This is a genomic window from Pseudomonas sp. GW-45, from assembly GCF_056896675.1.
Genome location: NZ_CM167674.1, coordinates 1,255,825 through 1,275,662 on the forward strand (window position 1 = coordinate 1,255,825; position 19,838 = coordinate 1,275,662).

At 56.1% G+C, this 19,838-nt stretch carries 21 protein-coding genes; 16 read left to right on the forward strand and 5 right to left on the reverse strand.

Annotation, left to right across the window (positions count from 1 at the left end; translation table 11 throughout):
• Window position 1 precedes the first annotated feature (1 nt).
• Window positions 2–298, reverse strand: a complete 297-nt coding sequence (locus AC1XYH_RS05635; protein ID WP_483325656.1) for a phosphodiesterase — start codon at window positions 296–298, stop codon at window positions 2–4.
• Complete coding sequence (locus tag AC1XYH_RS05640; protein ID WP_483325657.1) at window positions 295–870, reverse strand: PilZ domain-containing protein; 576 nt, start codon at window positions 868–870, stop codon at window positions 295–297. The genes AC1XYH_RS05635 and AC1XYH_RS05640 overlap by 4 nt, the downstream gene beginning before the upstream one ends.
• A 110-nt stretch (window positions 871–980) precedes the next feature.
• On the opposite strand from AC1XYH_RS05640, the gene AC1XYH_RS05645 reads away from it, so the two are divergent.
• Complete coding sequence (locus AC1XYH_RS05645; protein ID WP_483325658.1) at window positions 981–2,225, forward strand: lipoprotein-releasing ABC transporter permease subunit; 1,245 nt, start codon at window positions 981–983, stop codon at window positions 2,223–2,225.
• A complete protein-coding gene (gene lolD / locus AC1XYH_RS05650) occupies window positions 2,218–2,901 on the forward strand; it encodes a lipoprotein-releasing ABC transporter ATP-binding protein LolD (protein ID WP_483325659.1) in 684 nt (227 codons plus the stop codon). The genes AC1XYH_RS05645 and lolD overlap by 8 nt, the downstream gene beginning before the upstream one ends.
• Here lolD and AC1XYH_RS05655 read toward each other — a convergent pair whose 3' ends face one another.
• A complete protein-coding gene (locus AC1XYH_RS05655; protein ID WP_483325660.1) occupies window positions 2,902–3,426 on the reverse strand; it encodes a DUF2062 domain-containing protein in 525 nt (174 codons plus the stop codon). It abuts the gene before it with no gap.
• Between the two features lie 94 nt (window positions 3,427–3,520).
• Here AC1XYH_RS05655 and AC1XYH_RS05660 point away from each other — a divergent pair, with 94 nt between their 5' ends.
• The 8 genes from AC1XYH_RS05660 (at window position 3,521) to murB (ending at window position 10,451) form a co-directional block, all read left to right on the forward strand.
• Window positions 3,521–5,770 carry a DNA internalization-related competence protein ComEC/Rec2 gene (locus AC1XYH_RS05660; RefSeq protein ID WP_483325661.1) on the forward strand — a complete coding sequence of 750 codons (2,250 nt, stop codon included), beginning with the start codon at window positions 3,521–3,523 and terminating at the stop codon, window positions 5,768–5,770.
• Between the two features lie 84 nt (window positions 5,771–5,854).
• Window positions 5,855–6,538, forward strand: a complete 684-nt coding sequence (locus AC1XYH_RS05665; protein ID WP_483325662.1) for a MotA/TolQ/ExbB proton channel family protein — start codon at window positions 5,855–5,857, stop codon at window positions 6,536–6,538.
• Between the two features lie 2 nt (window positions 6,539–6,540).
• Entirely contained in the window at window positions 6,541–6,975 is a 435-nt protein-coding gene (locus AC1XYH_RS05670; RefSeq protein ID WP_483325663.1) for an ExbD/TolR family protein, read from the forward strand.
• Entirely contained in the window at window positions 6,972–8,000 is a 1,029-nt protein-coding gene (lpxK, locus tag AC1XYH_RS05675) for a tetraacyldisaccharide 4'-kinase (RefSeq protein WP_483325664.1), read from the forward strand. The genes AC1XYH_RS05670 and lpxK overlap by 4 nt, the downstream gene beginning before the upstream one ends.
• 3 nt (window positions 8,001–8,003) lie before the next feature.
• Complete coding sequence (locus AC1XYH_RS05680; protein ID WP_483325665.1) at window positions 8,004–8,189, forward strand: Trm112 family protein; 186 nt, start codon at window positions 8,004–8,006, stop codon at window positions 8,187–8,189.
• A 2-nt stretch (window positions 8,190–8,191) separates the two neighbouring features.
• A complete protein-coding gene (gene kdsB / locus AC1XYH_RS05685) occupies window positions 8,192–8,950 on the forward strand; it encodes a 3-deoxy-manno-octulosonate cytidylyltransferase (RefSeq protein ID WP_483325666.1) in 759 nt (252 codons plus the stop codon).
• A complete protein-coding gene (locus AC1XYH_RS05690) occupies window positions 8,947–9,423 on the forward strand; it encodes a low molecular weight protein-tyrosine-phosphatase (protein ID WP_483325667.1) in 477 nt (158 codons plus the stop codon). Before kdsB ends, AC1XYH_RS05690 begins: the two co-directional genes overlap by 4 nt.
• Window positions 9,420–10,451 carry a UDP-N-acetylmuramate dehydrogenase gene (murB, locus tag AC1XYH_RS05695; RefSeq protein WP_483325668.1) on the forward strand — a complete coding sequence of 344 codons (1,032 nt, stop codon included), beginning with the start codon at window positions 9,420–9,422 and terminating at the stop codon, window positions 10,449–10,451. The genes AC1XYH_RS05690 and murB overlap by 4 nt, the downstream gene beginning before the upstream one ends.
• 172 nt (window positions 10,452–10,623) lie before the next feature.
• Here the strand turns inward: murB and rne are convergent, their stop codons facing one another.
• Window positions 10,624–13,992: a ribonuclease E gene (gene rne / locus AC1XYH_RS05700; RefSeq protein ID WP_483325669.1), complete on the reverse strand. Its 3,369-nt coding sequence runs from the start codon at window positions 13,990–13,992 to the stop codon at window positions 10,624–10,626.
• Window positions 13,993–14,699: 707 nt separating this feature from the next.
• On the opposite strand from rne, the gene rluC reads away from it, so the two are divergent.
• Genes rluC through sppA form a run of 3 tightly spaced genes read left to right on the forward strand, consistent with a single transcriptional unit; the run spans window position 14,700 to window position 17,345 of the window.
• Entirely contained in the window at window positions 14,700–15,662 is a 963-nt protein-coding gene (gene rluC, locus AC1XYH_RS05705) for a 23S rRNA pseudouridine(955/2504/2580) synthase RluC (RefSeq protein ID WP_483325670.1), read from the forward strand.
• Entirely contained in the window at window positions 15,655–16,347 is a 693-nt protein-coding gene (locus AC1XYH_RS05710) for an HAD-IA family hydrolase (RefSeq protein WP_483325671.1), read from the forward strand. Before rluC ends, AC1XYH_RS05710 begins: the two co-directional genes overlap by 8 nt.
• A gap of 29 nt (window positions 16,348–16,376) precedes the next feature.
• Window positions 16,377–17,345, forward strand: coding sequence for a signal peptide peptidase SppA (gene sppA, locus AC1XYH_RS05715; RefSeq protein WP_483326312.1), 969 nt, complete (start codon window positions 16,377–16,379; stop codon window positions 17,343–17,345).
• Window positions 17,346–17,358: 13 nt separating this feature from the next.
• Here the strand turns inward: sppA and AC1XYH_RS05720 are convergent, their stop codons facing one another.
• Window positions 17,359–17,937 (reverse strand): Maf family protein, encoded by a 579-nt coding sequence (locus AC1XYH_RS05720; protein WP_483325672.1) that lies wholly within the window; start codon window positions 17,935–17,937, stop codon window positions 17,359–17,361.
• Between the two features lie 132 nt (window positions 17,938–18,069).
• Between AC1XYH_RS05720 and AC1XYH_RS05725 the strand changes: the two genes are divergently transcribed.
• Genes AC1XYH_RS05725 through plsX form a run of 3 tightly spaced genes read left to right on the forward strand, consistent with a single transcriptional unit; the run spans window position 18,070 to window position 19,807 of the window.
• The gene (locus AC1XYH_RS05725) at window positions 18,070–18,591 is read left to right on the forward strand and encodes a YceD family protein (protein ID WP_483325673.1); all 522 of its coding nucleotides are present in this window, start codon (window positions 18,070–18,072) and stop codon (window positions 18,589–18,591) included.
• Window positions 18,592–18,610: 19 nt separating this feature from the next.
• Complete coding sequence (rpmF, locus tag AC1XYH_RS05730; RefSeq protein ID WP_065335934.1) at window positions 18,611–18,793, forward strand: 50S ribosomal protein L32; 183 nt, start codon at window positions 18,611–18,613, stop codon at window positions 18,791–18,793.
• A 36-nt stretch (window positions 18,794–18,829) separates the two neighbouring features.
• Complete coding sequence (gene plsX / locus AC1XYH_RS05735) at window positions 18,830–19,807, forward strand: phosphate acyltransferase PlsX (protein ID WP_483326313.1); 978 nt, start codon at window positions 18,830–18,832, stop codon at window positions 19,805–19,807.
• Window positions 19,808–19,838: the final 31 nt, after the last annotated feature.

A 19,838-nucleotide genomic window follows, 5' to 3' on the forward strand; every position in this document is an offset into this window, starting at 1 on the left:
ATCAGGGCGCCTTGGGTTTGTGCTGGCGGACGCTGTCGATCACGTGGCTGGATTCGAAATACACACTAAAGCTGTCGTAGTCCCAGCGAGTGATAGGCGGCTGGCCCACTGCCGCATGCCGGCGGGCAGGCTCACCCCAGCCACGTACAACGGCGTCGAAACTTACACCGCGTTGTGGCAACGAGGTGGCTTGGCTGCCACTTTGCTCACCTACAGGGATGCTCAGGGTATCAGCGTGGAGTGTGCCGGCAGCCAGCATGCTGCTGACCAGTACCAGTCCGTGCAGTAGCGTTTTCATGAAGAGGTCCTTTCGGTCGATTTGGCGGCACGTATTTCCTGTGCCTGTTTTTGCAGTATATGCCGTGCCAGCAGTTGTCGCTGTGCATCTGTCATCACGTCGAAGTTGATGCCCAGTGTCCAGCCCTGATCTGTCGCATTGCGGTCACAACGTACCACGCGTCCAGGAATAGCCAAGCCAAGCGGCGCGGGTAGCAGAATCATGTGCACGGCTAACCAGGAGTCGACGGGGTAAGCTTCGGTCGACTCGAACGACATGCCGCCTTCGCTGAGGATAACGTCAATGGGATCGCCAAAGTCGCCGGATAGCTCAACGGCCAAGGTTTTGCCGAGCAGATCGATTCGTTTATTGATGACTTTAAGGTATTGCGCAAGTGCGCGATCGCGCTCGGATATTTGCCGCAACAGATGCTGTGACTCGTAGTCCAGCATGTGCATATCGCTCAGCAGATCAAACAGCGTACCGTGCTGTCGTCCTAAATCGGCATCAGGCCCGTCAATGGGTTTACAATCCAGTGCCATTTGATCCTGAATGCGGAAGAACTCGCGCTTGTCTTCATTGTCTGTTTGCATGGCATATCTCGTATGGCGCTGCTGCAGCGCTGACCAAGTGCTGCTGTTCAGTGTAACATGTCGCTCAAAATTCACCGGCTGAGCCCGGCTTATAAGGTAACCTGCTTTTCATGTTCAGACCCTTACCCTTTTTTATCGGGCTGCGTTATACGCGGGCCAAGCGTCGTAACCACTTTATCTCCTTTATATCGCTGATCTCCATGCTGGGGCTTACCCTCGGCGTGATGGTGATGATTCTGGTGCTGTCGGTGATGAATGGTTTTGACCGTGAGCTGCGCACGCGCATTCTCGGCATGGTGCCGCACGCCACCATCAATGGTTATCAGCCGATCAGCGACTGGCAGACACTCTCAAAGGAACTGATTGCTAATCCCAAAGTGGTAGCAACCGCACCCTTTATTCAATTGCAGGGCATGTTGACCCACGATGGCGGCGTTGCTCCGGTGCTGGTTACTGGCGTGGAATCCGAAGCGGAGAAAACCGTTTCTATTATTGAAGACCACATGCAGAGCGGCTCGTTGGATAATTTGGTTGAAGGTGAGTTTGGCATCGTTATCGGCGAACTGATCGCCAAACGTTTCAATGTTGCGGTGGGCGACAAACTGACCTTTGTTCTGCCCGAAGCCTCGGTCACGCCGGCAGGTGTTTTCCCCCGTTTGAAGCGTTTTACCGTAGCCGGTGTTTTTAAGGTTGGCGCGGAGCTGGATAGCTCACTGGCGATGATCAACCTCGGCGACGCCGCTAAATTAAATCGCTGGCAGCCCGGCCAAGTACAAGGTGTGCGCATCAAGCTGGATAACCTGTTTGAAGCACCCAAAGTGGCTTGGGATCTGGTCGCCAAGCTGCCGGGCGACTATTACGCGCAGGACTGGACGCGTACTCATGGCAATTTGTTTGCGGCCATCAAGATGGAAAAAACCATGATTGGCCTGTTGTTGATGCTGATTGTCGCTGTCGCGGCGTTCAACATTATTTCAACCCTGGTCATGGTGGTTACGGATAAGAAGGCCGATATCGCCATCCTGCGCACTCTGGGCGCTACGCCGATGTCGATCATGGGCATTTTCATGGTGCAAGGCTCGGTAATTGGGGTTGTAGGTACGCTGAGCGGCTGCGTGTTGGGCGTGCTGGCGGCATTGAACGTGTCGCAGATGGTGGCGTGGCTCGAAAATACTTTAGGTATTCAATTCCTTAGCTCGGATGTTTATTTCATCAGCTACCTACCATCGCAACTGATTTGGAGTGATGTTTTTATCATCTGCGGCGCGGCGCTCAGTTTGAGCTTCCTAGCAACCCTTTATCCCGCTTGGCGGGCATCGCGAACCGAGCCGGCGGAGGCCCTGCGTTATGACTGATGTCGTTCTTGAGTGCCGTAGCCTGAGTAAGGAATATGCGATCGGACCGCAGCGCTTGCTGGTCCTGGATCAGGTGCACTTCTCTTTGCATCGTGGCGAGCGAATCGCAATTGTGGGTAGTTCCGGTTCGGGTAAGACCACGCTATTGAACATGTTAGGTGGCCTGGATACACCGAGTCAGGGTGAGGTTTGGCTAGCCGGGCAGCAGTTGTCAGCTATGCAGGAAACTCAGCGTGGGCGTTTACGTAATGCCGATCTGGGTTTCGTCTATCAGTTTCATCACTTGCTGGCGGAGTTCAGTGCGCTGGAAAACGTCTGCATGCCTCTGCTGATTGGCAAAACACCAATTGCCGAGGCGCGCAAGCGTGCAACCGCTATGCTGGAACGCGTTGGTTTGGCGGAGCGGGTAGGTCACAAGCCGGCAGAGCTTTCAGGAGGCGAGCGTCAGCGCGTGGCCATTGCGCGTGCGCTGATCAATGAACCGGCTTGCGTGTTACTGGATGAACCGACGGGCAACCTTGATTATGAGACTGCGGAAAGTATTCAGCAGTTGATGCTGGAGCTTAGTCAGACGCTGCGCACCGCCTTTCTGGTAGTGACCCATGATTTGGCGCTGGCGGGGCAAATGGACCGCATATTTACCCTCAAAAAAGGGCAGCTCTGCGAGCAACCTTGATCAGGACTGGTTACGGCGTCGCATTTTGCGCCGTTGCCAGTTGCGCGATACCCACCATCGCCAATACAACATGGTCAGACAATAGCCCAATGCGGCGACGACTGTAGCCACCAGCAGTGATCCCAGCAGCAACGGCTGCCAGATATGGTGAATTTCAGCCATCAACCAATTTATCGAAAGCTCCATTGGCATGCTGCGTTCCGGCGCGCCAAGCAGGAGAGTGCCGACCTTGTATTGGGCATAGAAAATCGGAGGCATGGTTATCGGGTTCGTTAACCAGACCAGACTGATCGAGATAGGTAAGTTAGAGCGTGCGAGTACCGCGATTGCTGCAGCAACTAGCATCTGCAGCGGGATTGGGATTAGTGCAACAAATAGACCCACCGCCATTGCTCGCGCAACGCTTTGGCGGTTGAGGTGCCAGAGATTCGGATCGTGCAGCAGGTCGCCCATAAATCGGAGGGACTTACTGCCCTTGATTCGATCCGGATGTGGCATCAGACGTTTGAATAGACGGCGAGGCATCGCAGGGTTTCGGCTACTGTGGCGTGCGCCAATTATGCATGGAATGTCAGACGGGCACTACTGTCTGGCAGCATAGTCGATTACAGGAAGTTTTTTGAGTGATATTCGCCTGCTGCTGGTAAGTCTGCTTGCTGGTTTGTTGTTACCCCTATCCTTTGCGCAGCTACCCCCATGGTGGTTGCCTCTGCTGCTCTTGTCTGTAGCGGCTGTGTTGTGGCGCCATTTTTGGTTAGGACGCTATCTGGCGTTTTTCCTGAGTGGTGTCTGTTGGGCGCTAATCTTTCACCACCAGGCAATGGCGCAGCGTTTGCCGCATGAACATGACTCTCAAGTTGTTGCGCTTGAGGGACGGGTTTCGGCGCTGCCGGAACAGACGGATACTGGGTGGCGCTTTCAGCTTGAATCAGTCCGGGTAAGCGATAGCGGTGAAAGCTTGCCTGACCTACGCATGCATTGGTGGGGTGGCGAACCATTAGTTGCCGGGGAGCGGTGGCGGCTTGAGGCTCGTCTGCGACGTCCGCGGGGTATGAGTAATCCAGGCGCGTTTGATTACGAAGCCTGGTTGTACGCCTCCGGCACCGGTGGTTTGGGTAGTGTGCGCACTGGTAAGCGGCTGTCTGAAACACAAAGCTCACCTTGGCGGGATACTTTGCGTACCCGGTTTGCTAAGGCGTTGCAGCCTGTGCCGCACGGCCAGCGCCTGCTTGCTTTGCTGTTAGGTGATAAAACCAGCTTGAGCCGTGCGGACTGGGAGGCTCTACAGGCCACCGGCACCAGTCACCTGATGGTTATATCCGGCTTGCACGTGGGGATATTGGCGTTGACTGTATTCTGGCTGACCAGGCACTTAATGCGCTGGGGACGAATCCGCTGGTCTTGGCCCCAGCTGTGGCTTTCGGCTCCAGTGGCACTGATTGCAGCGGGGTTGTACGCATGGTTGGCGGGCTTCGCTGTACCGGTTCAGCGCGCGCTCCTGATGTGTGTGCTGGTGTGCCTCACCCAGCTGGCACGCAGGCGACCTAGCGCACTGTTGATCTGGTTAGTGGCATTGGTCGTGGTGGTGCTGTTTAATCCAGCAGCTCCTTTGCGTGCTGGTTTTTGGCTATCGTTTGCCGCTGTGGGTTTGTTGATATGGGGTCTCAGCGGCCGGTTGGCTCAGCGCGGTATTTGGGCGCGTTGGGGCCGTGCTCAGTGGGTCGTTTATCTAGGGCTATGGCCTTGGCTGGTGCTATGGGGCATGCCAAGCAGTGTTTCGGCGTTTCTGGTTAATCTGGTCGCCATTCCTTGCGTTAGCTTGGTGATACTGCCAGCAGCCTTGCTTGGCGCATTGCTTGAGGTGGCATTCAATTGGCCCACTTTGCTGCAGGTGTCTGCCAGCGCTCTGGATTGGCTGTTCAGCGCGTTGCAATGGATTGCTGGATTCAGTCCAGTGTTGCATTTTTCGTTCCCCGGTTGGTTGGCTTGGCTGACAGCGCTGCTCGGTACTCTGTTGTTGCTGAGTCCTTTGGCACGGCTGTGCTGGTTGCCGGCTGTGCTGTGTTTGCTGCCGCTGGTCTGGCCGTCCGTTACACGGCCGCCCCTGGGTGCGGTGCAGGTTACCGTGCTGGATGTGGGGCAGGGCCTGGCAGTGCATGTGCAAACGGCCCAGCACGATCTGCTGTATGACGCGGGCGCGCGGATGGCCAGTGGCTTTGATTTGGGCGAGGCCGTGGTAGCACCGGCGTTGCAGGCGAGTGGTGTGGCGCGTTTGGATATGTTGCTGATCAGCCACGCCGACAACGATCATGCCGGCGGCGCCCTGGCGATAACCCAGCGTTTGCCGGTAACCAAAGTAGTGAGCGGTGAGCCGGAGCAACTTACGGCCGCCTTGGCCGCAGAGCCTTGCACAGAGCAGCGCTGGCAGTGGGATGGTGTGGACTTCGCGTTATTCCCCGGTGACGGTGTGCCGGACGCTGCGGCCAATGATCGTTCCTGTCTGCTGCAGATAGGATCGGGGCAGGGCGGTGTCTTGCTGCCGGGTGATATACGGCGCACCGGTGAGTATCAGGTGCTGGCGAAGCTGCAGCCTGCCACGTTGTTGCTGGCTCCTCACCATGGCAGCAGCAGCTCTTCTTCCTACGCCTTTATCCGCAAGGTGGCGCCGCGTTGGGTGGTGTTCAGCGCCGGTGCGCAGAACCGTTATGGTCACCCAGATGCAAAGGTTGTGGCACGATACCGGGAACTGTCGGCTGAACCGGTTTATACTGCCGCTTCCGGCGCCGTGCGCTTTACGCTGGGCGCTCATGCGAAGCCTCAGCTTAGCTGGCGCTGGCGTGAAAAAGCACGGCGTTTTTGGCATGAATAATAAGGTGTAGGCACCGCTGTTACAGGGCGTTTCGGCGGATTGTCTGTGCTAGAGTAAACAACCATTTTGGGGGAGGGATCGCTTGTGTGGGAATTGATCAGTTCCGGTGGCTGGCTAATGCTGCCGATCATTCTGTCGTCTGTTATTGCTGTGGCCATTGTTATCGAACGTCTGTGGGCGCTTCGTACTAGCCGCGTTGCACCGGTCAATTTGCTCGGTCAAGTCTGGCGTTGGGTCAAGGATGGCCAGTTGGATGCGGTCAAACTGAAAACCCTGAGAGCCGATTCGCCTCTGGGTGAAGTGCTCGCCGCCGGCCTGGCCAACTCACGCCACGGCCGCGAAATCATGAAAGAATGTATCCAGGAGGCGGCCGGCAAGGTCGTGCACGAACTGGAACGCTACCTCAATACCCTGGGTACCATTGCTGCTATCACGCCATTGTTGGGCCTACTGGGTACCGTGATCGGTATGATCGATGTGTTCAGCGCCATTATGATACAGGGCACCGGCAATACGGGTGTGCTGGCTGGCGGCATCTCCAAGGCGCTGATCACCACTGCGGCAGGTCTCACCGTGGCTATTCCGGCGGTGTTCTTTCACCGCTTCTTTGTGCGTCGTGTGGATGAGTTGGTTATCACCATGGAGCAGGAAGCTACCAAGTTGGTTGAAGTAGTGCAGGGCAATCGTGACGTCGAGTTCAACGGCAGCAAGGAAAACGGCAACGCCGCGCGCGCGCCGGCTACTGCGGTTGTTGGCAAGGGAGCCTGACCGTGAACTTTCGCCGTAAAAGAGCGGAGGAGGTTAACGTCAACCTGACGCCGCTGATTGATGTGGTCTTTCTGCTGCTGATCTTCTTCATGGTGTCTACTACCTTCACCCGCGAAACCCAATTGAAGCTGGACCTGCCCCAGGCGGCATCCGGGGAACGGGTCGAAAATCGGAATATTCAACAGCTTGAGCTGACTATCTCCGCCACCGGTGAAATGGCGCTGAACGACAAGGCGCTGCTTAATCCTGGTCTGAGCAATCTCAAAGCGGCGCTGCAGAAGGAGTCAGGGGGTGACAATATGTTGCCTGTGGTCATTACCGCAGATGCACAGACGCCTCATCAGTGGGTTATCACTGCGATGGACGCCGCCGGACAACTCGGCTTTAGTCGTTTGCGTCTGACCACCAGTGAACTCGGAGCGGGCGAGCAACAGTGAAGGGCTTTTCCCTGGAGCAGGCGCTATTGCGTGCCTGGTATGGGAAGCAGCGCTGGCTGATTCTGTTACGCCCTCTGTCTGCGCTATACGCAAGCCTTGCCAAGCGCCGGCGTCAGCAGTATTTGAGCGGGCGGCGTAGCCAATGGCAGCCGCCCGTTCCGCTGATCGTGGTAGGTAATATAACCCTAGGCGGTACCGGTAAAACGCCCATGGTGCTGTGGCTGATTGCATTTCTGCGTAACCAAGGGTTCCGTGTAGGGGTGATCAGCAGAGGTTACGGTGGACAGCCGCCGCAGCTGCCTTGGCGAGTTGATCCTGCCGGTGATGCCACGCACAGCGGTGATGAACCTTTGTTAATTGCTCAGCGCGCCCAGGTTCCGGTCTTTATTGATCCTGATCGCCCTGCTGCAGCCCGCGCCTTGCTGGCTCAGGAACAGGTCGATGTGATTATCAGCGACGACGGTCTGCAACATTATGCACTTGGGCGCAGTGTTGAACTGGTGATGCTAGACGCACAGCGCAGCCTGGGTAATGGTCGCTGTCTGCCAGAAGGACCTTTGCGTGAACCGCCGCAACGGCTAGACACCGTTGACTTGGTCGTACACAACGGTGCGGCTGTAGATCAGGGCAGCTGTTACGCCATGCAATTGCGGCCCACCGCGCTGATTCACCTGGTCAGCGGCACTAGGGTGCCAATCGATCTTTGGCAGGGGGCACGTGAGGTGGTCGCGGTGGCGGGTATCGGTAACCCGCAACGCTTTTTCCGCACATTGCAGAACTGTGGCTTTAGTTGTGATCAGCGAGTTTTTGCTGATCACGCTACCTATTCAAATGAATCTCTGGGTGATCTTCCGTCCGAAAAAACGGTCATAATGACCGAGAAAGACGCTGTTAAATGCCACGCGCTGGCACAAGATAACTGGTGGTACCTGAGCGTCGACGCTGAGTTAAGCGACGCCTTTGCCAGCGCTCTGTCAGCCTTGCTGCCCACTGCACCTGCTCAGCATAAGTTACTTCAGGAGTAATCAATGGACCCTAAATTATTAGATGTTTTGGCGTGCCCGATATGCAAGGGGCCGCTGGTACTCAATGCGCAAAAGACCGAATTGTGGTGTCGCGCCGACGGCCTTGCTTACCCGGTACGAGAGGGCATACCGGTGATGCTGGAAACAGAAGCTCGTGCGCTCAACGCTGACGAAAAACTGGATCGCTAAAGATGTTTCACGTCATCATCCCCGCGCGCTATGCCTCTACCCGTTTACCCGGCAAACCCTTGCAGCTGATTGCCGGCAAACCCATGGTGCAGCATGTATGGGAGCAGGCGCGTAAAAGTTCCGCTACTTCGGTCACCATCGCTACTGATGATCAACGCATTGTGGACGCTTGCCATGCTTTTGGTGCGCAGGTAGTACTGACTCGTGAGGACCACCCTTCGGGTACTGACCGCTTGCAGGAAGTGGTGGGCAAGCTTGGTCTGCCGTCTGATGCGTGCGTGGTCAACGTGCAAGGCGATGAGCCAATGATTCCGCCAGCCGTTATTGATCAGGTGGCCGGAAATCTGCTGGCGTTCACCGATGCTGGCATGGCCACCCTGTGCGAGCCGATTGAAGACACCGAGACCTTATTCAACCCCAATGCGGTGAAAGTGGTTTGCGACCATCAGGGCTTTGCGCTGTATTTTAGTCGCGCGCCCATGCCGTGGTGTCGCGATGCTTTTGCGGCCGGTCAGGCGCCTTTGCCTGAAGGCATTCCTTTTCGCCGGCATATCGGCATCTATGCCTACAAAGTCGGCTTTTTGCATGATTACGTTACGTGGCCAGTTAGCCCTCTGGAAACGGCGGAATCGCTGGAGCAATTACGTGCACTTTGGTTCGGTACTCGCATCCACGTGGCCGATGCCTGTCAGTCGTTACCGGCGGGTATAGATACCCAAGCTGATTTAGATCGCGTGCGAGCTTTGTTGGAGCAGGCATGAGCAACGATATGACGCGGGTGCTGTTTGTTTGCCTGGGTCATATTTGCCGCTCGCCGAGTGCGCAGGGCGTGTTTGAAGCCCGGCTCGCCGAGCGAGGATTGCAGGAGCAATTTGTGGTTGATTCTGCTGGTACTGGCGGCTATCACACTGGCGAGCCACCGGATAAACGCGCCACCTCCGCGGCACACAAACGTGGCTATGATCTTTCCCGTCAGCGAGCGCGGGCTGTGCGTGACAGTGATTTCAACGAGTTTGATTTGATCTTGGCGATGGATAACAGCAACTTGCAGAATTTGCTGGCGAGAGCGCCAGAAGTTACTCACACCAAGATTCAGTTGTTTATGAGCGTTGCGCCGCAGCTGCCACAGGAAGTACCGGACCCCTATTTTGGCGGCGATGATGGTTTTGAGCAGGTACTGGATATGCTTGAGACTGCAGCTGATGCGCTGCTTGATCGACAGGTGAGCCGTTGAGTGAGCTTGAATCTCAGGTCGATTTACGTCCGTACAACACCCTGGCGGTGAGCGAGCGGGCTGAGTACCTTTTAACTGTAGAAGACGACCGCCAACTGCAAGCAGCTTTGCTTTTGGCCGACCAGCACAGCTGGCCGGTTACCTTATTAGGCGGTGGCAGCAATCTGGTACTGGCTGGGCCAGTTTCGGGCTTGGTGTTGTTGATGCGAAGCCGTGGGCGCAGAGTGCTTTCGCGCTCTGCATCCGAGCTAATCATTGAGGCTGCTGCGGGCGAAAATTGGCATGACTTCGTGTGCTGGTCGTTGGATTTGGGGCTTAATGGGTTGGAAAACCTCTCGTTGATACCAGGTACGGTGGGTGCAGCGCCAGTACAAAATATTGGCGCCTATGGCGTCGAGGTGAAGGACGTATTTCACAGTCTGGATGCGCTGGACCGGGAAACGGGCGAAGTTAGGTGCTTCTCGCTGACCGACTGCGAATTTGCTTATCGTGACAGCCACTTCAAGCGCGCGCCCGGCCGCTACGTCATTCTGCGGGTGCGCTTTCGCTTGTCTCCTCGCCCACATATCAATGTTGAATACACGCCCTTGGCAGCGGCATGGCGGGCGACTGGATTAGATGCGCCTGATGCTCGGGTGGTCAGTGAGTTGGTTTGCTCGATTCGGCGTAGTAAATTGCCCGACCCTGCAGCTTTGCCCAATGCGGGCAGTTTTTTCAAGAACCCGTTGGTGTCGCAAGCAACCGCTGAGGCGCTGTTGCAACGTTTTCCTGATATGCCGAACTTTCCACAAGCAGATGGTCGCCGCAAGTTAGCCGCGGGCTGGTTGATAGAACAGGCTGGCTGGAAGGGCTTTCGTAAAGGAGACGTTGGTGTGCACACAGCGCAAGCGTTGGTATTGGTTAATTACGGCGTGGCGCGAGGTGCAGACATAATGATCTTGGCTGCAGACATTGCCGAAGATGTGCAGCAACGTTTTGGCGTGAGGCTGGAGCAAGAACCGCCTTTGCTCGGCAAGCTTTCGGTTTAACAGGTGTTGGATCAGCAGTAGATTGATAGCGTTTAAGCGCTACTTTTCTGATCACTTGTTCCGTCCAGCGGCAGTTATCAGCGGTCTACTCGCTTTCGTGTTGGCTTTGTCGGCCACCGCGCAGACAAAAAAAGGGATGCCTTATGGCATCCCTTTTTCTTTGTAGCAGGATTTACGACTTGTTGGTGTCGTCCTCCTGCTCGGACTGCTTGGCTTTATCTTCCTGCTCGGCTTCCGCATCTGAGGTTGCTTTGCTGTCGGCTGCGGTTTCAGCGCTGCTTTCAGTCTCAGCTTTGCTCTCTGACAGAGGCGTCTCCAGTAGATCTGCCTGCTTCAACTTCTCAGCTACAGGCTCAGGCTTTTCAGCTGATTCAGTTTCAGTCGGTTGCTCAATTGGTTCTGCAACCGCTGCAGGAGCTATTGCGTCCTGGCTTACGGCCTCAGTAACGGGTTCTTGCTGTTTGGGCTCGACTTCAGTTTGCTCGACAATCGCGGGCTCGCTGGGCGTTTTTGGCTGTTGCGGTGCGGCTTCTGCCTGACGCTTGGCCTCCAACTGACGACGACGAATTTCGCGCGGATCATTATACGCGCGACCGCTTTCGGTCAGAGCAGGAATGCTGCTTTCCGGTTTGGCAGTGACTTCGGCAACAACCTGTTCTACTTCAGGGGTAGCAGCAACAACAGGGGCTTCGACCGGCGCATCCTGTGGCTGAGCTTTGGCTGTTTCTGCAGCTACCGCCACGTCCACTTGCTCGGTCTCTACCTTGGCTTCCAGTGCGGGTGCGCTTTGCTGCGCAGCTGGCTGTTCAGCGTTATCGCTCTGTTCTGCCGGGGTAGTGGCTTCTACCGGTTTCTTACGCTCCTGACGCTGACGACGAGCTGGACGACTGGCTTCTGCCTGGTCGCTCTCGGCGTTCGCTGCATTCTCAGCTGAGGTTGCGGTATTAATGTCCGCAACGGCCTCGGCAGCAGGTTCAATAGCTTCGTTTGCTTCAGAGGCTTCCGATACTTCGCTGGCTTTCTCAATCGGTTGTGCCTGACTAAAGGCCTCGATCGCATCTTCCATTGAAGCTTCTACCTTGCTGGCTGCTTCGTTCAGGCCTGCCTCGACCGGCGTCTGCACGTCGCTGACAGTATTGTTGTCGACGGTTGCTTCGACTGCCGGTGTGGTAGGTGCGGCAGCTGGTTCAGCAGCGGCAGTAGCGGTGCTGACGACTGTTGCGGCAACAGCGGTCTTGTCTGCATCCTGAGGTTCGGCAACTGGGCTTTCCTGGCTAGCGGAAGTTTCGCCTGATTCCTCGGTAGTGCCTTCTTGCTGCGGACGGCGACGGTTGTTGCGACGGCGCTGGCTGCTGCGTGAACGACGCTTTGGCCGATCGGTATCGTTACCTTCGGTGCTTTGCTCGGTGCTTTCGCTGGCTGCGGCAGTCGCGTTTAAATTAACGTCTTCTGCTGGTTGCTCTTGCTCGTCAGGACGTTGCACTGGGCGACGTTCGCGAGTTTGTTGGCTGGCTTGGTTGTCATCTTCGCGGGGAGTGCGTTGCTGCTCAGCATCAGCTGGGCGGCGACGGCGACGCGAGCCAGTCTGGGTTTGAGGTTGGCTGTTTTCAGCGGGCTTCTCGGCCGGAGCCGGAGCAACGGCTTCTACCGGAGCGCGTTCGTTACGCGGCGCTTGTTTACGCTCGCCTTCAGGACGCTCGGTACGGTTGCCACGCTCATTGCGATCACTACGCTGACGGCGATTGCGGCTGTTGCGGTTGCCGCTATCACGGGCCGGACGCTTAGGTGCTTCGCTCTGCTCAACTTCTTTGGTGGGCTCGGCGCTCGCTTCTTCCTGTGCGAACAGACCAACCAGAGATTTGATCAGGCCTTTAAACAGACTGGGCTGAGCGGCATGTGCTGGTTGCGCTGCTTCCACTGGTGCTGCCGGCGTCGGTGCTGGGCGAGCAGGGGAGAGCGCCTTGACCGCGGCTTCTTCGCGAACGATAGCGCGGGTTTGGCTTACCGGAGTAGGCTCCTCGGCTTCCACTTCACTGCTCATGGTGAAGCTGGTTTCGTTGTTCAGCACTGACTCATGATCGTCACGCAGACGCTGCACTTCAAAGTGCGGTGTATCCATGTGCGGAGACGGCAGAATCAGAATGCGAATCTTGGTGCGCGCTTCCGTTTTGGCCAATGCTTCGCGCTTTTCGTTCAGCAAGAAGGTGGCAACGGCGACGGGCACGTGAGCGCGTACTTCGGCGGTGCGCTCTTTCAATGCTTCTTCTTCGATCAGACGCAGCACAGAAAGGGACAGTGATTCGACGTCACGGATAGTGCCACGGCCGTTACAGCGCGGGCAGACGATACCGCTGGTCTCGCCCAGGGATGGACGCAGGCGCTGACGGGACATTTCCAGCAGACCGAAGCGAGAAATGCGGCCGACCTGTACGCGGGCACGATCAGCTTCAAGGCTTTCACGCACGCGTTCTTCAACAGCACGCTGGTTCTTGGCCGGGCTCATGTCGATGAAGTCGATGACGATCAGGCCACCGATGTCACGCAGGCGTAGCTGGCGGGCGATTTCTTCAGCCGCTTCCAGGTTGGTCTGCAATGCAGTTTCTTCGATATCGCTACCCTTGGTGGCGCGGGCAGAGTTGATATCGACGGAAACCAGTGCTTCGGTGTGATCGATCACGATAGAGCCACCGGAGGGCAGCTTCACTTCGCGTTCGAAAGCGGTTTCAATCTGGCTTTCAATCTGGAATCGGTTGAACAGCGGCACGCTGTCTTCGTACAGCTTAACCTTGCTCGCGTACTGCGGCATGACCTGGCCGATGAAGTTGAGTGCTTCTTCTTTCACGGTTTCGCTGTCGATCAGTACTTCGCCGATGTCTTGACGGAGATAGTCGCGGATCGCGCGGATGATAACGTTGCTTTCCTGGTAAATCAGGAAAGGTGCGTTGCGCTCGGAGGAGGCGCCTTTGACGGCTTCCCAGAGTTGCAACAGGTAGTCTAGATCCCACTGCAGTTCTTCGGCGCTGCGGCCCAGGCCAGCAGTACGCACGATCATGCCCATATCGGCAGGTACGCTAAGGCTGTTCAGTGCTTCGCGCAGCTCATTGCGTTCTTCACCTTCAATACGGCGAGATATACCGCCGGCGCGAGGGTTGTTTGGCATCAGTACCAGATAACGGCCAGCCAGGCTGATAAACGTGGTCAAGGCGGCGCCTTTGTTGCCGCGCTCCTCTTTATCTACCTGGACGATGACTTCCTGGCCTTCTTTGAGGACGTCTTTGATATTGACGCGGCCTTCTACCTGCTTGGAGAAGTATTCGCGGGAGATTTCCTTAAGGGGCAGAAAACCGTGGCGGTCCGAGCCGAAGTCGACGAAAGCGGCTTCGAGGCTGGGTTCAACGCGGGTAATACGGCCTTTATAGATATTGGCCTTTTTCTGTTCGCGCGCACCGGATTCGATGTCGAGGTCATAAAGGCGCTGGCCATCTACCAGGGCGACACGCAACTCTTCGGGTTGAGTTGCGTTAATAAGCATTCTTTTCATGAAGTACCGTTGTGATTCCAGGGCTAAGTGGATATCACGTGGACGGCACCTGCGACTCATGCGTTCGGTGTCAGGTGTGTTTCTGGCCTAGGCATTGATTACCTGGGTGCAGAGCTCACATCGCATCGCTGCTGGTTGGCAGCATCAGCGACAGTTCTATCTGTTACTTCTACACAGAGAAACTGCTTTGGGACAGGCTTGCGGCAACAAGGGATTGGCTACGGCGACAGGCTTTTTTATGCTGCCGGATGGCGACTAAGAGGCTGTCAACGCAGGTTCTGCGGATCAGCGCTCTAGCCGGCTTCGCGTACTGACCGGATGTTGCTTCAAGGCGTCCTTAGGGAGGAATCAGCTGGACTGGTAACGGGGACACGCTGAATGGCAAGTGTCTGCGCTCGTCACATGATCCTGAAGCTGTGCATCTCCACCTAAACACTTACCCATTTGAATCGGGTGCCGCTCAACGTGTTGTCTGTTAGCGGGTTAATTTTCTGCATGCCCTCATGGCATGCAGTGTTGCAATCATAAGTCGCGCCGATCATTCGTTTTCGTTTGTTGGCGGAGACCATATGGCTTTATTTCTAGGGCTCGGCAGCTCTATTTGGGCTGGACTCCCTGGCTGCAAATGCGGCAGCTCGCCGGACTATAGCAGCATTTTTTAAGTGCTTCAATTGAATGAAAAAATGTATTATGCGCAGATGAAAAACATGTCTTCCGAACTCCCAGTCCAGGTTCAGTTTGATCAGATCGATGCTGACCAAGCCGGGCAACGTATCGATAACTATTTGATCACTCGCCTTAAAGGTGCGCCAAAAACTCTTATTTACCGTATTTTGCGTAAGGGTGAGGTGCGAGTTAATAAAGGTAGGATTAAACCTGACTACCGCCTGCAGGCTGGCGATATATTGCGCATTCCGCCTGTGCGTCTACCTGCCCCAAATGAGCCAGCCCTGGTGGGGCAGGGCATTCTTAATGCGCTTGAGGCGGGTATCTTGTTTGAGGATAAAGGGCTGATCGTAGTGAACAAGCCTGCTGGGCTGGCGGTTCATGGCGGTAGCGGCCTGAATTTTGGTGTGATTGAGGCTATGCGTCAGTTACGTCCCGATTGCCCGCAGATCGAATTGGTGCATCGTTTGGATCGTGACACTTCCGGCTGTTTGATGATCGCTAAAAAACGCAGTGTGCTGCGGCACTTGCACGCAGAGTTGCGCGGTGATGGGCCAGGCAAGGGTGTGACCAAGTGCTACGAGGCGCTAGTGCGTGGGCGCTGGTCTGCTTCAACCAAGAAAGTGCATGCGCCGTTGCAGAAGAGCAACCTGCGCTCCGGCGAACGCATGGTTGAGGTCAATGTTGAGGGTAAGGAAAGCCTGACTGAGTTTCGGGTGCTTGAGCGCTTTGGTGATTACGCCACCTTGGTTGAGGCGCGGCCGATCACGGGGCGTACTCACCAGATTCGCGTGCATGCCAAGCATGCCGGGCATCCCATCGCCGGTGATCCTAAGTACGGCGATGATGACTTCTCCCGCGAACTGCGCGAGCTGGGTGGTAAGCGTCTGTTCTTGCACGCTCGCTCGCTACGCGTAGTGATGGCTGACGGTCAAGAGCTCAAGGTGGAGGCGCCGGCCGGCAAAATGTGGGATGACACCCTAGGGCGTTTGCGTAATGCCTGATATTGATACCCTGATTTTCGACTGGGACGGCACCCTGTCTGACTCTGTTGGTCATATTGTCTCCGCCATGCGCGCAGCTGCAGAAGAGGCAATGATGCCGGTACCTGATGTGTCTGCGGTGCGAGGGATTATTGGTTTGGGTTTGCCTGAAGCGGTGGCGGCTTTGTATCCGCAAGAGGGCGATAACCAGCGCCTTGCGGCGGTTGTGGGCTGCTATCGCCATCAATATCGCAGCCAGGAAGTGCAGCCTGTATCCTTGTTTCCGGGTGTTCTAGAGGCCTTGGCTCGCTGGCGGGCGGAAGGCTATCGCCTGGCGGTGGCAACCGGAAAGGGGCGCAATGGGCTGGGTCGAATGTTGGCTCAGCACGATCTGCTCGGTTATTTTGATGCTACTCGTTGCGCGGATGAAACGGCGAGCAAGCCGCATCCGCTTATGCTGCAGGAGATTTTGCAGGAACTTGGCTCGCTGTCATCCGCTGCCATTATGGTGGGCGATAGCTCTTTTGATCTGGATATGGCCGCAAACGCTAATGTGCGCGCCGTGGCAGCAACTTACGGGGCGCAGTCACGTGAGCAGTTGCTGCGTTGCGCGCCGGTGCACTGTATTGACGAGTTCGCCGAGTTGGCTGGCTGGTTGAGTAAGTCTGGCCGCGTTGGCCGCAAAACCGCGATAGGGGAAGCTTGATGGGCAATGATCAATGGACCGAAGGCGAGATGGTCTCCAAGGAAGCGCGGGCGCAGTCCGCCGAGGATAAAAAGGCTTGGCAGTTGCTGGATAAAACGCTGCAGGCCTCGTTGCAGGAACAGCGCCGTTCGCGTCGTTGGGGTATTTTCTTCAAAATTCTGACGTTCACCTATTTATTTGGCGCCATTATGCTGTTTTCGCCTTGGGCAAAAATGGAGGCCAGTAGCGTTGGTGGGCCGCATACGGCGGTGATCGAATTGCGCGGCATGATTGCCGACCAAGAGGAAGCCAGTGCCGACAACTTGGTAGGTGCGCTACGTGAGGCATTTGAAGATGCCAACACCCAGGGTGTGATTTTGCGTATCAATAGCCCTGGAGGCAGTCCGGTGCAATCTGGCTACGTGTATGACGAAATCAAGCGTCTTCGCGCTCTGCATCCAGATATCAAATTATATGCGGTTATCTCTGACCTGGGTGCGTCCGGCGCCTACTATATTGCTGCCGCAGCGGACGAGATCTATGCCGATAAGGCTAGCTTGGTTGGCTCTATTGGCGTGACGGCGGCCAGCTTTGGTTTTGTCGGCACCATGGATAAATTGGGCGTGGAACGTCGCACTTATACGTCGGGCGAGCATAAGGCATTTCTTGACCCCTTTCAGCCGGAGAAGCCGGAGGAGCGCCAGTTCTGGCAAACCGTGCTGGATACCACTCACCAGCAGTTCATTCGTCAGGTCAAGGCTGGACGTGGTGATCGCCTGAAAGAAACGCCCGACATGTTTAGTGGTTTGATCTGGTCTGGTGAGCAGGCGCTCGAGTTAGGTTTGATTGATGGTCTTTCCAGTACATCAGCGGTTGCGCGTGACGTTATTGGTGCTGAAGAATTGGTCGACTTCACACATCAGGAGTCGCCGTTCACTCGCTTCACTCGCCAGCTGGGTGCGAGTATGGGTTCCAGCTTGGCAGCCGAGCTGGGCTTCTCCGGTCCGCCTTTGCGTTAACAGCTGTTCTGGCTCAGGGCAGGTAAATACCTTCCTGAGCCAGCATTTGGCATAGGCGGATCAAAGGAAGGCCGATCAAGCTGTTGGGGTCGTCTCCGTGCATCCGCTCAATCAGGCTGACGCCAAAACCTTCTGATTTGAAGCTGCCTGCGCAATCGTACGGTTTGTCCTGCAGTAGGTAGCGCTCTATTTGTTCATTACTCAATTCGCGAAAAGTAACCGAGTACGGTTCCATCGCAACCTGGTGCTTGCCGCTGGCGCTGTTTAGCAGGCACAGCGCAGTTGAAAAAGTCAGGGTTTTGCCGCTGCTGCGCGTGAGTTGCTCGCGGGCCTCAGCGTGTGTGCCTGGCTTGCTCACCAATTCATTGTCGAGTAGCACGACTTGGTCTGAGCCAATTATCAAATGAGCGGGGTAGCGTGCCTGCAGTGCTTGCGCTTTGGCCAGTGCCAGGCGCCGTGTGAGCTGCTCTGGCTGCTCATTCTGTAACGGTGTTTCATCGACGTCGGGCGCGGCGCTCTCGAACGGTAAGTGCAGGCGCTCGAGAAGCGATTTGCGATAGCGTGAGCTCGAGGCCAGAATCAATGGCAGCATGGGTTTTCTCCCTTTTTTTACGTGGTGTATATTACCTGCACGTCAATAAAGCTGGCGAGTCGACTAGCAGTTGTTGTTTGGGTTGCAAATAGTTTTGACAGTTGGCTCTCCTGCCCCTAGAATTGCGCGCTTATGTCTGGAACCATACCCTCATACGTCGAGCCAATGCGGCTTGTTGATCGCCAAATCACCCTTGAAGGCGTGGTTAAAGCGGACAGCATGCATCGTTTGGCGGCATTGCTATCTGCTCCCGCTGATGATGTGCAAGTAAAATTGCATTTCGCCCGCGACGAGCAAAAGATCGGCACCATGCATGGTCATTATCGGACCAATGCACCGTTGATCTGTCAGCGCTGCCTCGAGCAGGTCATTGTGCCGCTCGATAGCGAATGTGATGTAGGTTTTGTCGAAACTGATGAGGCTGCCAAACAGCTGCCCCGTCTTTATGAACCGGTTATTGTGGGTGAAGAACCGCTCGATCTGATTTCTTTGATCGAAGACGAACTGCTTCTGGCTTTGCCTGCAGTTCCGATGCACCCGCAGGACACATGTCAGCATCCGCCAGGGTATCGCCCTGAAACGGCGGAGCCGGAGGAAAAGTCTGAGAAGCCTAATCCTTTCAGCGTGCTGGCCAAGTTAAAACGCGATACCTGAGCTTAGGAGCTTATTAGTCATGGCTGTTCAGCAGAACAAAAAGTCCCGTTCCGCACGCGGCATGCGTCGTTCACACGATGCGTTGTCCTCCGCTGCCTTGTCTGTAGACAAGACCACTGGCGAAACCCATCTTCGTCACCACGTTTCTCCTGACGGTTTCTACCGCGGTCGTCAGGTTGTAAACAAGGACAACGACGAATAAGTTTTGTCCACGTCAATCCGTCTAGCGATTGATGTGATGGGCGGGGACTTCGGTCCCCGTTGCATTATCCCCGCTGCTATTCGTAGTCTTGCGCTTTTCCCTTCGTTGCACCTTATCTTAGTTGGCTCTGCGGACGTTATTGCACCGCTGCTTTCTGCTGCCCGTTATTCCGCCGATCGAATCTCTGTGGTACCTGCTTCTGAGCAAATTTTGGCTGATGATGCGCCGGCACAAGTGCTGCGTGGCAAGCCTGATGCTTCTATGCGGGTGGCCCTGCAGTTGGTACGCGACGGGCATGCAGAGGGCTGTCTGAGTGCGGGTAATACAGGAGCGCTGATGGTGTTGGCGCGCTCTGTGCTGGGTATGCTGGAAGGAGTTCAGCGCCCGGCAATCATGGCCGCTTTACCCGTCGCTGGGCACGATTGCCACGTTTTGGATTTGGGCGCCAATGTTGATTGTTCCGCCGAGCAATTATTCGAGTTCGCTTTGATGGGCTCGGCGGCAGCGGCGGAGCTGACCGGTAACCCCAATCCGCGGGTCGGATTGTTGAATATCGGTCACGAGGTCAATAAGGGTGCGCGGGAGGTGCGCGCTGTTGCTGCATTGTTGGCGGCCAGCGATCAGCTCAACTATGTTGGCCATGTTGAAGGTGACGGTTTGTTTCGCGGCGAGGCTGATGTGCTGGTGTGTGATGGCTTCGTTGGTAATGTGCTGCTCAAGGCCAGCGAGGGCGTGGCCAGCTACCTGCAAGCGGAGATGCGTGACGCGATGCAGGCCAGTCGACTGTTGCGCTGGATATCGCCTTGGGTGCGCCATTCACTGAAATCGATGCGACAGCGTAATGATCCTGATCGTCACAATGGGGCCAGTTTGCTGGGTTTGCGCGGCGTGGTAATTAAAAGCCACGGCGGCGCTGGCGAGCAGGCCATGCTGGCCGCCATCGGCAAAGCAGTTAAAGCCTGCGAGGCTGATTTGCCTGCGCGGATTGCGCTGCGTCTGCAGGCGCCTCGTTGAGTTGCTGTGACCTGGCAGGGGCGCAGCGCAT

Coding starts and splice junctions, on each gene's coding strand:
- sppA (WP_483326312.1), top strand. CDS start 16,377: ATGGTCTCCAAGGAAGCGCGGGCGCAGTCCGCCGAGGATAAAAAGGCT.
- rluC (WP_483325670.1), top strand. CDS start 14,700: ATGTCTTCCGAACTCCCAGTCCAGGTTCAGTTTGATCAGATCGATGCT.
- AC1XYH_RS05655 (WP_483325660.1), bottom strand. CDS start 3,426: ATGCCTCGCCGTCTATTCAAACGTCTGATGCCACATCCGGATCGAATC.
- AC1XYH_RS05635 (WP_483325656.1), bottom strand. CDS start 298: ATGAAAACGCTACTGCACGGACTGGTACTGGTCAGCAGCATGCTGGCT.
- AC1XYH_RS05690 (WP_483325667.1), top strand. CDS start 8,947: ATGAGCAACGATATGACGCGGGTGCTGTTTGTTTGCCTGGGTCATATT.
- AC1XYH_RS05725 (WP_483325673.1), top strand. CDS start 18,070: ATGTCTGGAACCATACCCTCATACGTCGAGCCAATGCGGCTTGTTGAT.
- AC1XYH_RS05645 (WP_483325658.1), top strand. CDS start 981: ATGTTCAGACCCTTACCCTTTTTTATCGGGCTGCGTTATACGCGGGCC.
- kdsB (WP_483325666.1), top strand. CDS start 8,192: ATGTTTCACGTCATCATCCCCGCGCGCTATGCCTCTACCCGTTTACCC.
- AC1XYH_RS05680 (WP_483325665.1), top strand. CDS start 8,004: ATGGACCCTAAATTATTAGATGTTTTGGCGTGCCCGATATGCAAGGGG.
- AC1XYH_RS05640 (WP_483325657.1), bottom strand. CDS start 870: ATGCAAACAGACAATGAAGACAAGCGCGAGTTCTTCCGCATTCAGGAT.
- rpmF (WP_065335934.1), top strand. CDS start 18,611: ATGGCTGTTCAGCAGAACAAAAAGTCCCGTTCCGCACGCGGCATGCGT.
- AC1XYH_RS05710 (WP_483325671.1), top strand. CDS start 15,655: ATGCCTGATATTGATACCCTGATTTTCGACTGGGACGGCACCCTGTCT.
- AC1XYH_RS05720 (WP_483325672.1), bottom strand. CDS start 17,937: ATGCTGCCATTGATTCTGGCCTCGAGCTCACGCTATCGCAAATCGCTT.
- lolD (WP_483325659.1), top strand. CDS start 2,218: ATGACTGATGTCGTTCTTGAGTGCCGTAGCCTGAGTAAGGAATATGCG.
- plsX (WP_483326313.1), top strand. CDS start 18,830: ATGGGCGGGGACTTCGGTCCCCGTTGCATTATCCCCGCTGCTATTCGT.
- rne (WP_483325669.1), bottom strand. CDS start 13,992: ATGAAAAGAATGCTTATTAACGCAACTCAACCCGAAGAGTTGCGTGTC.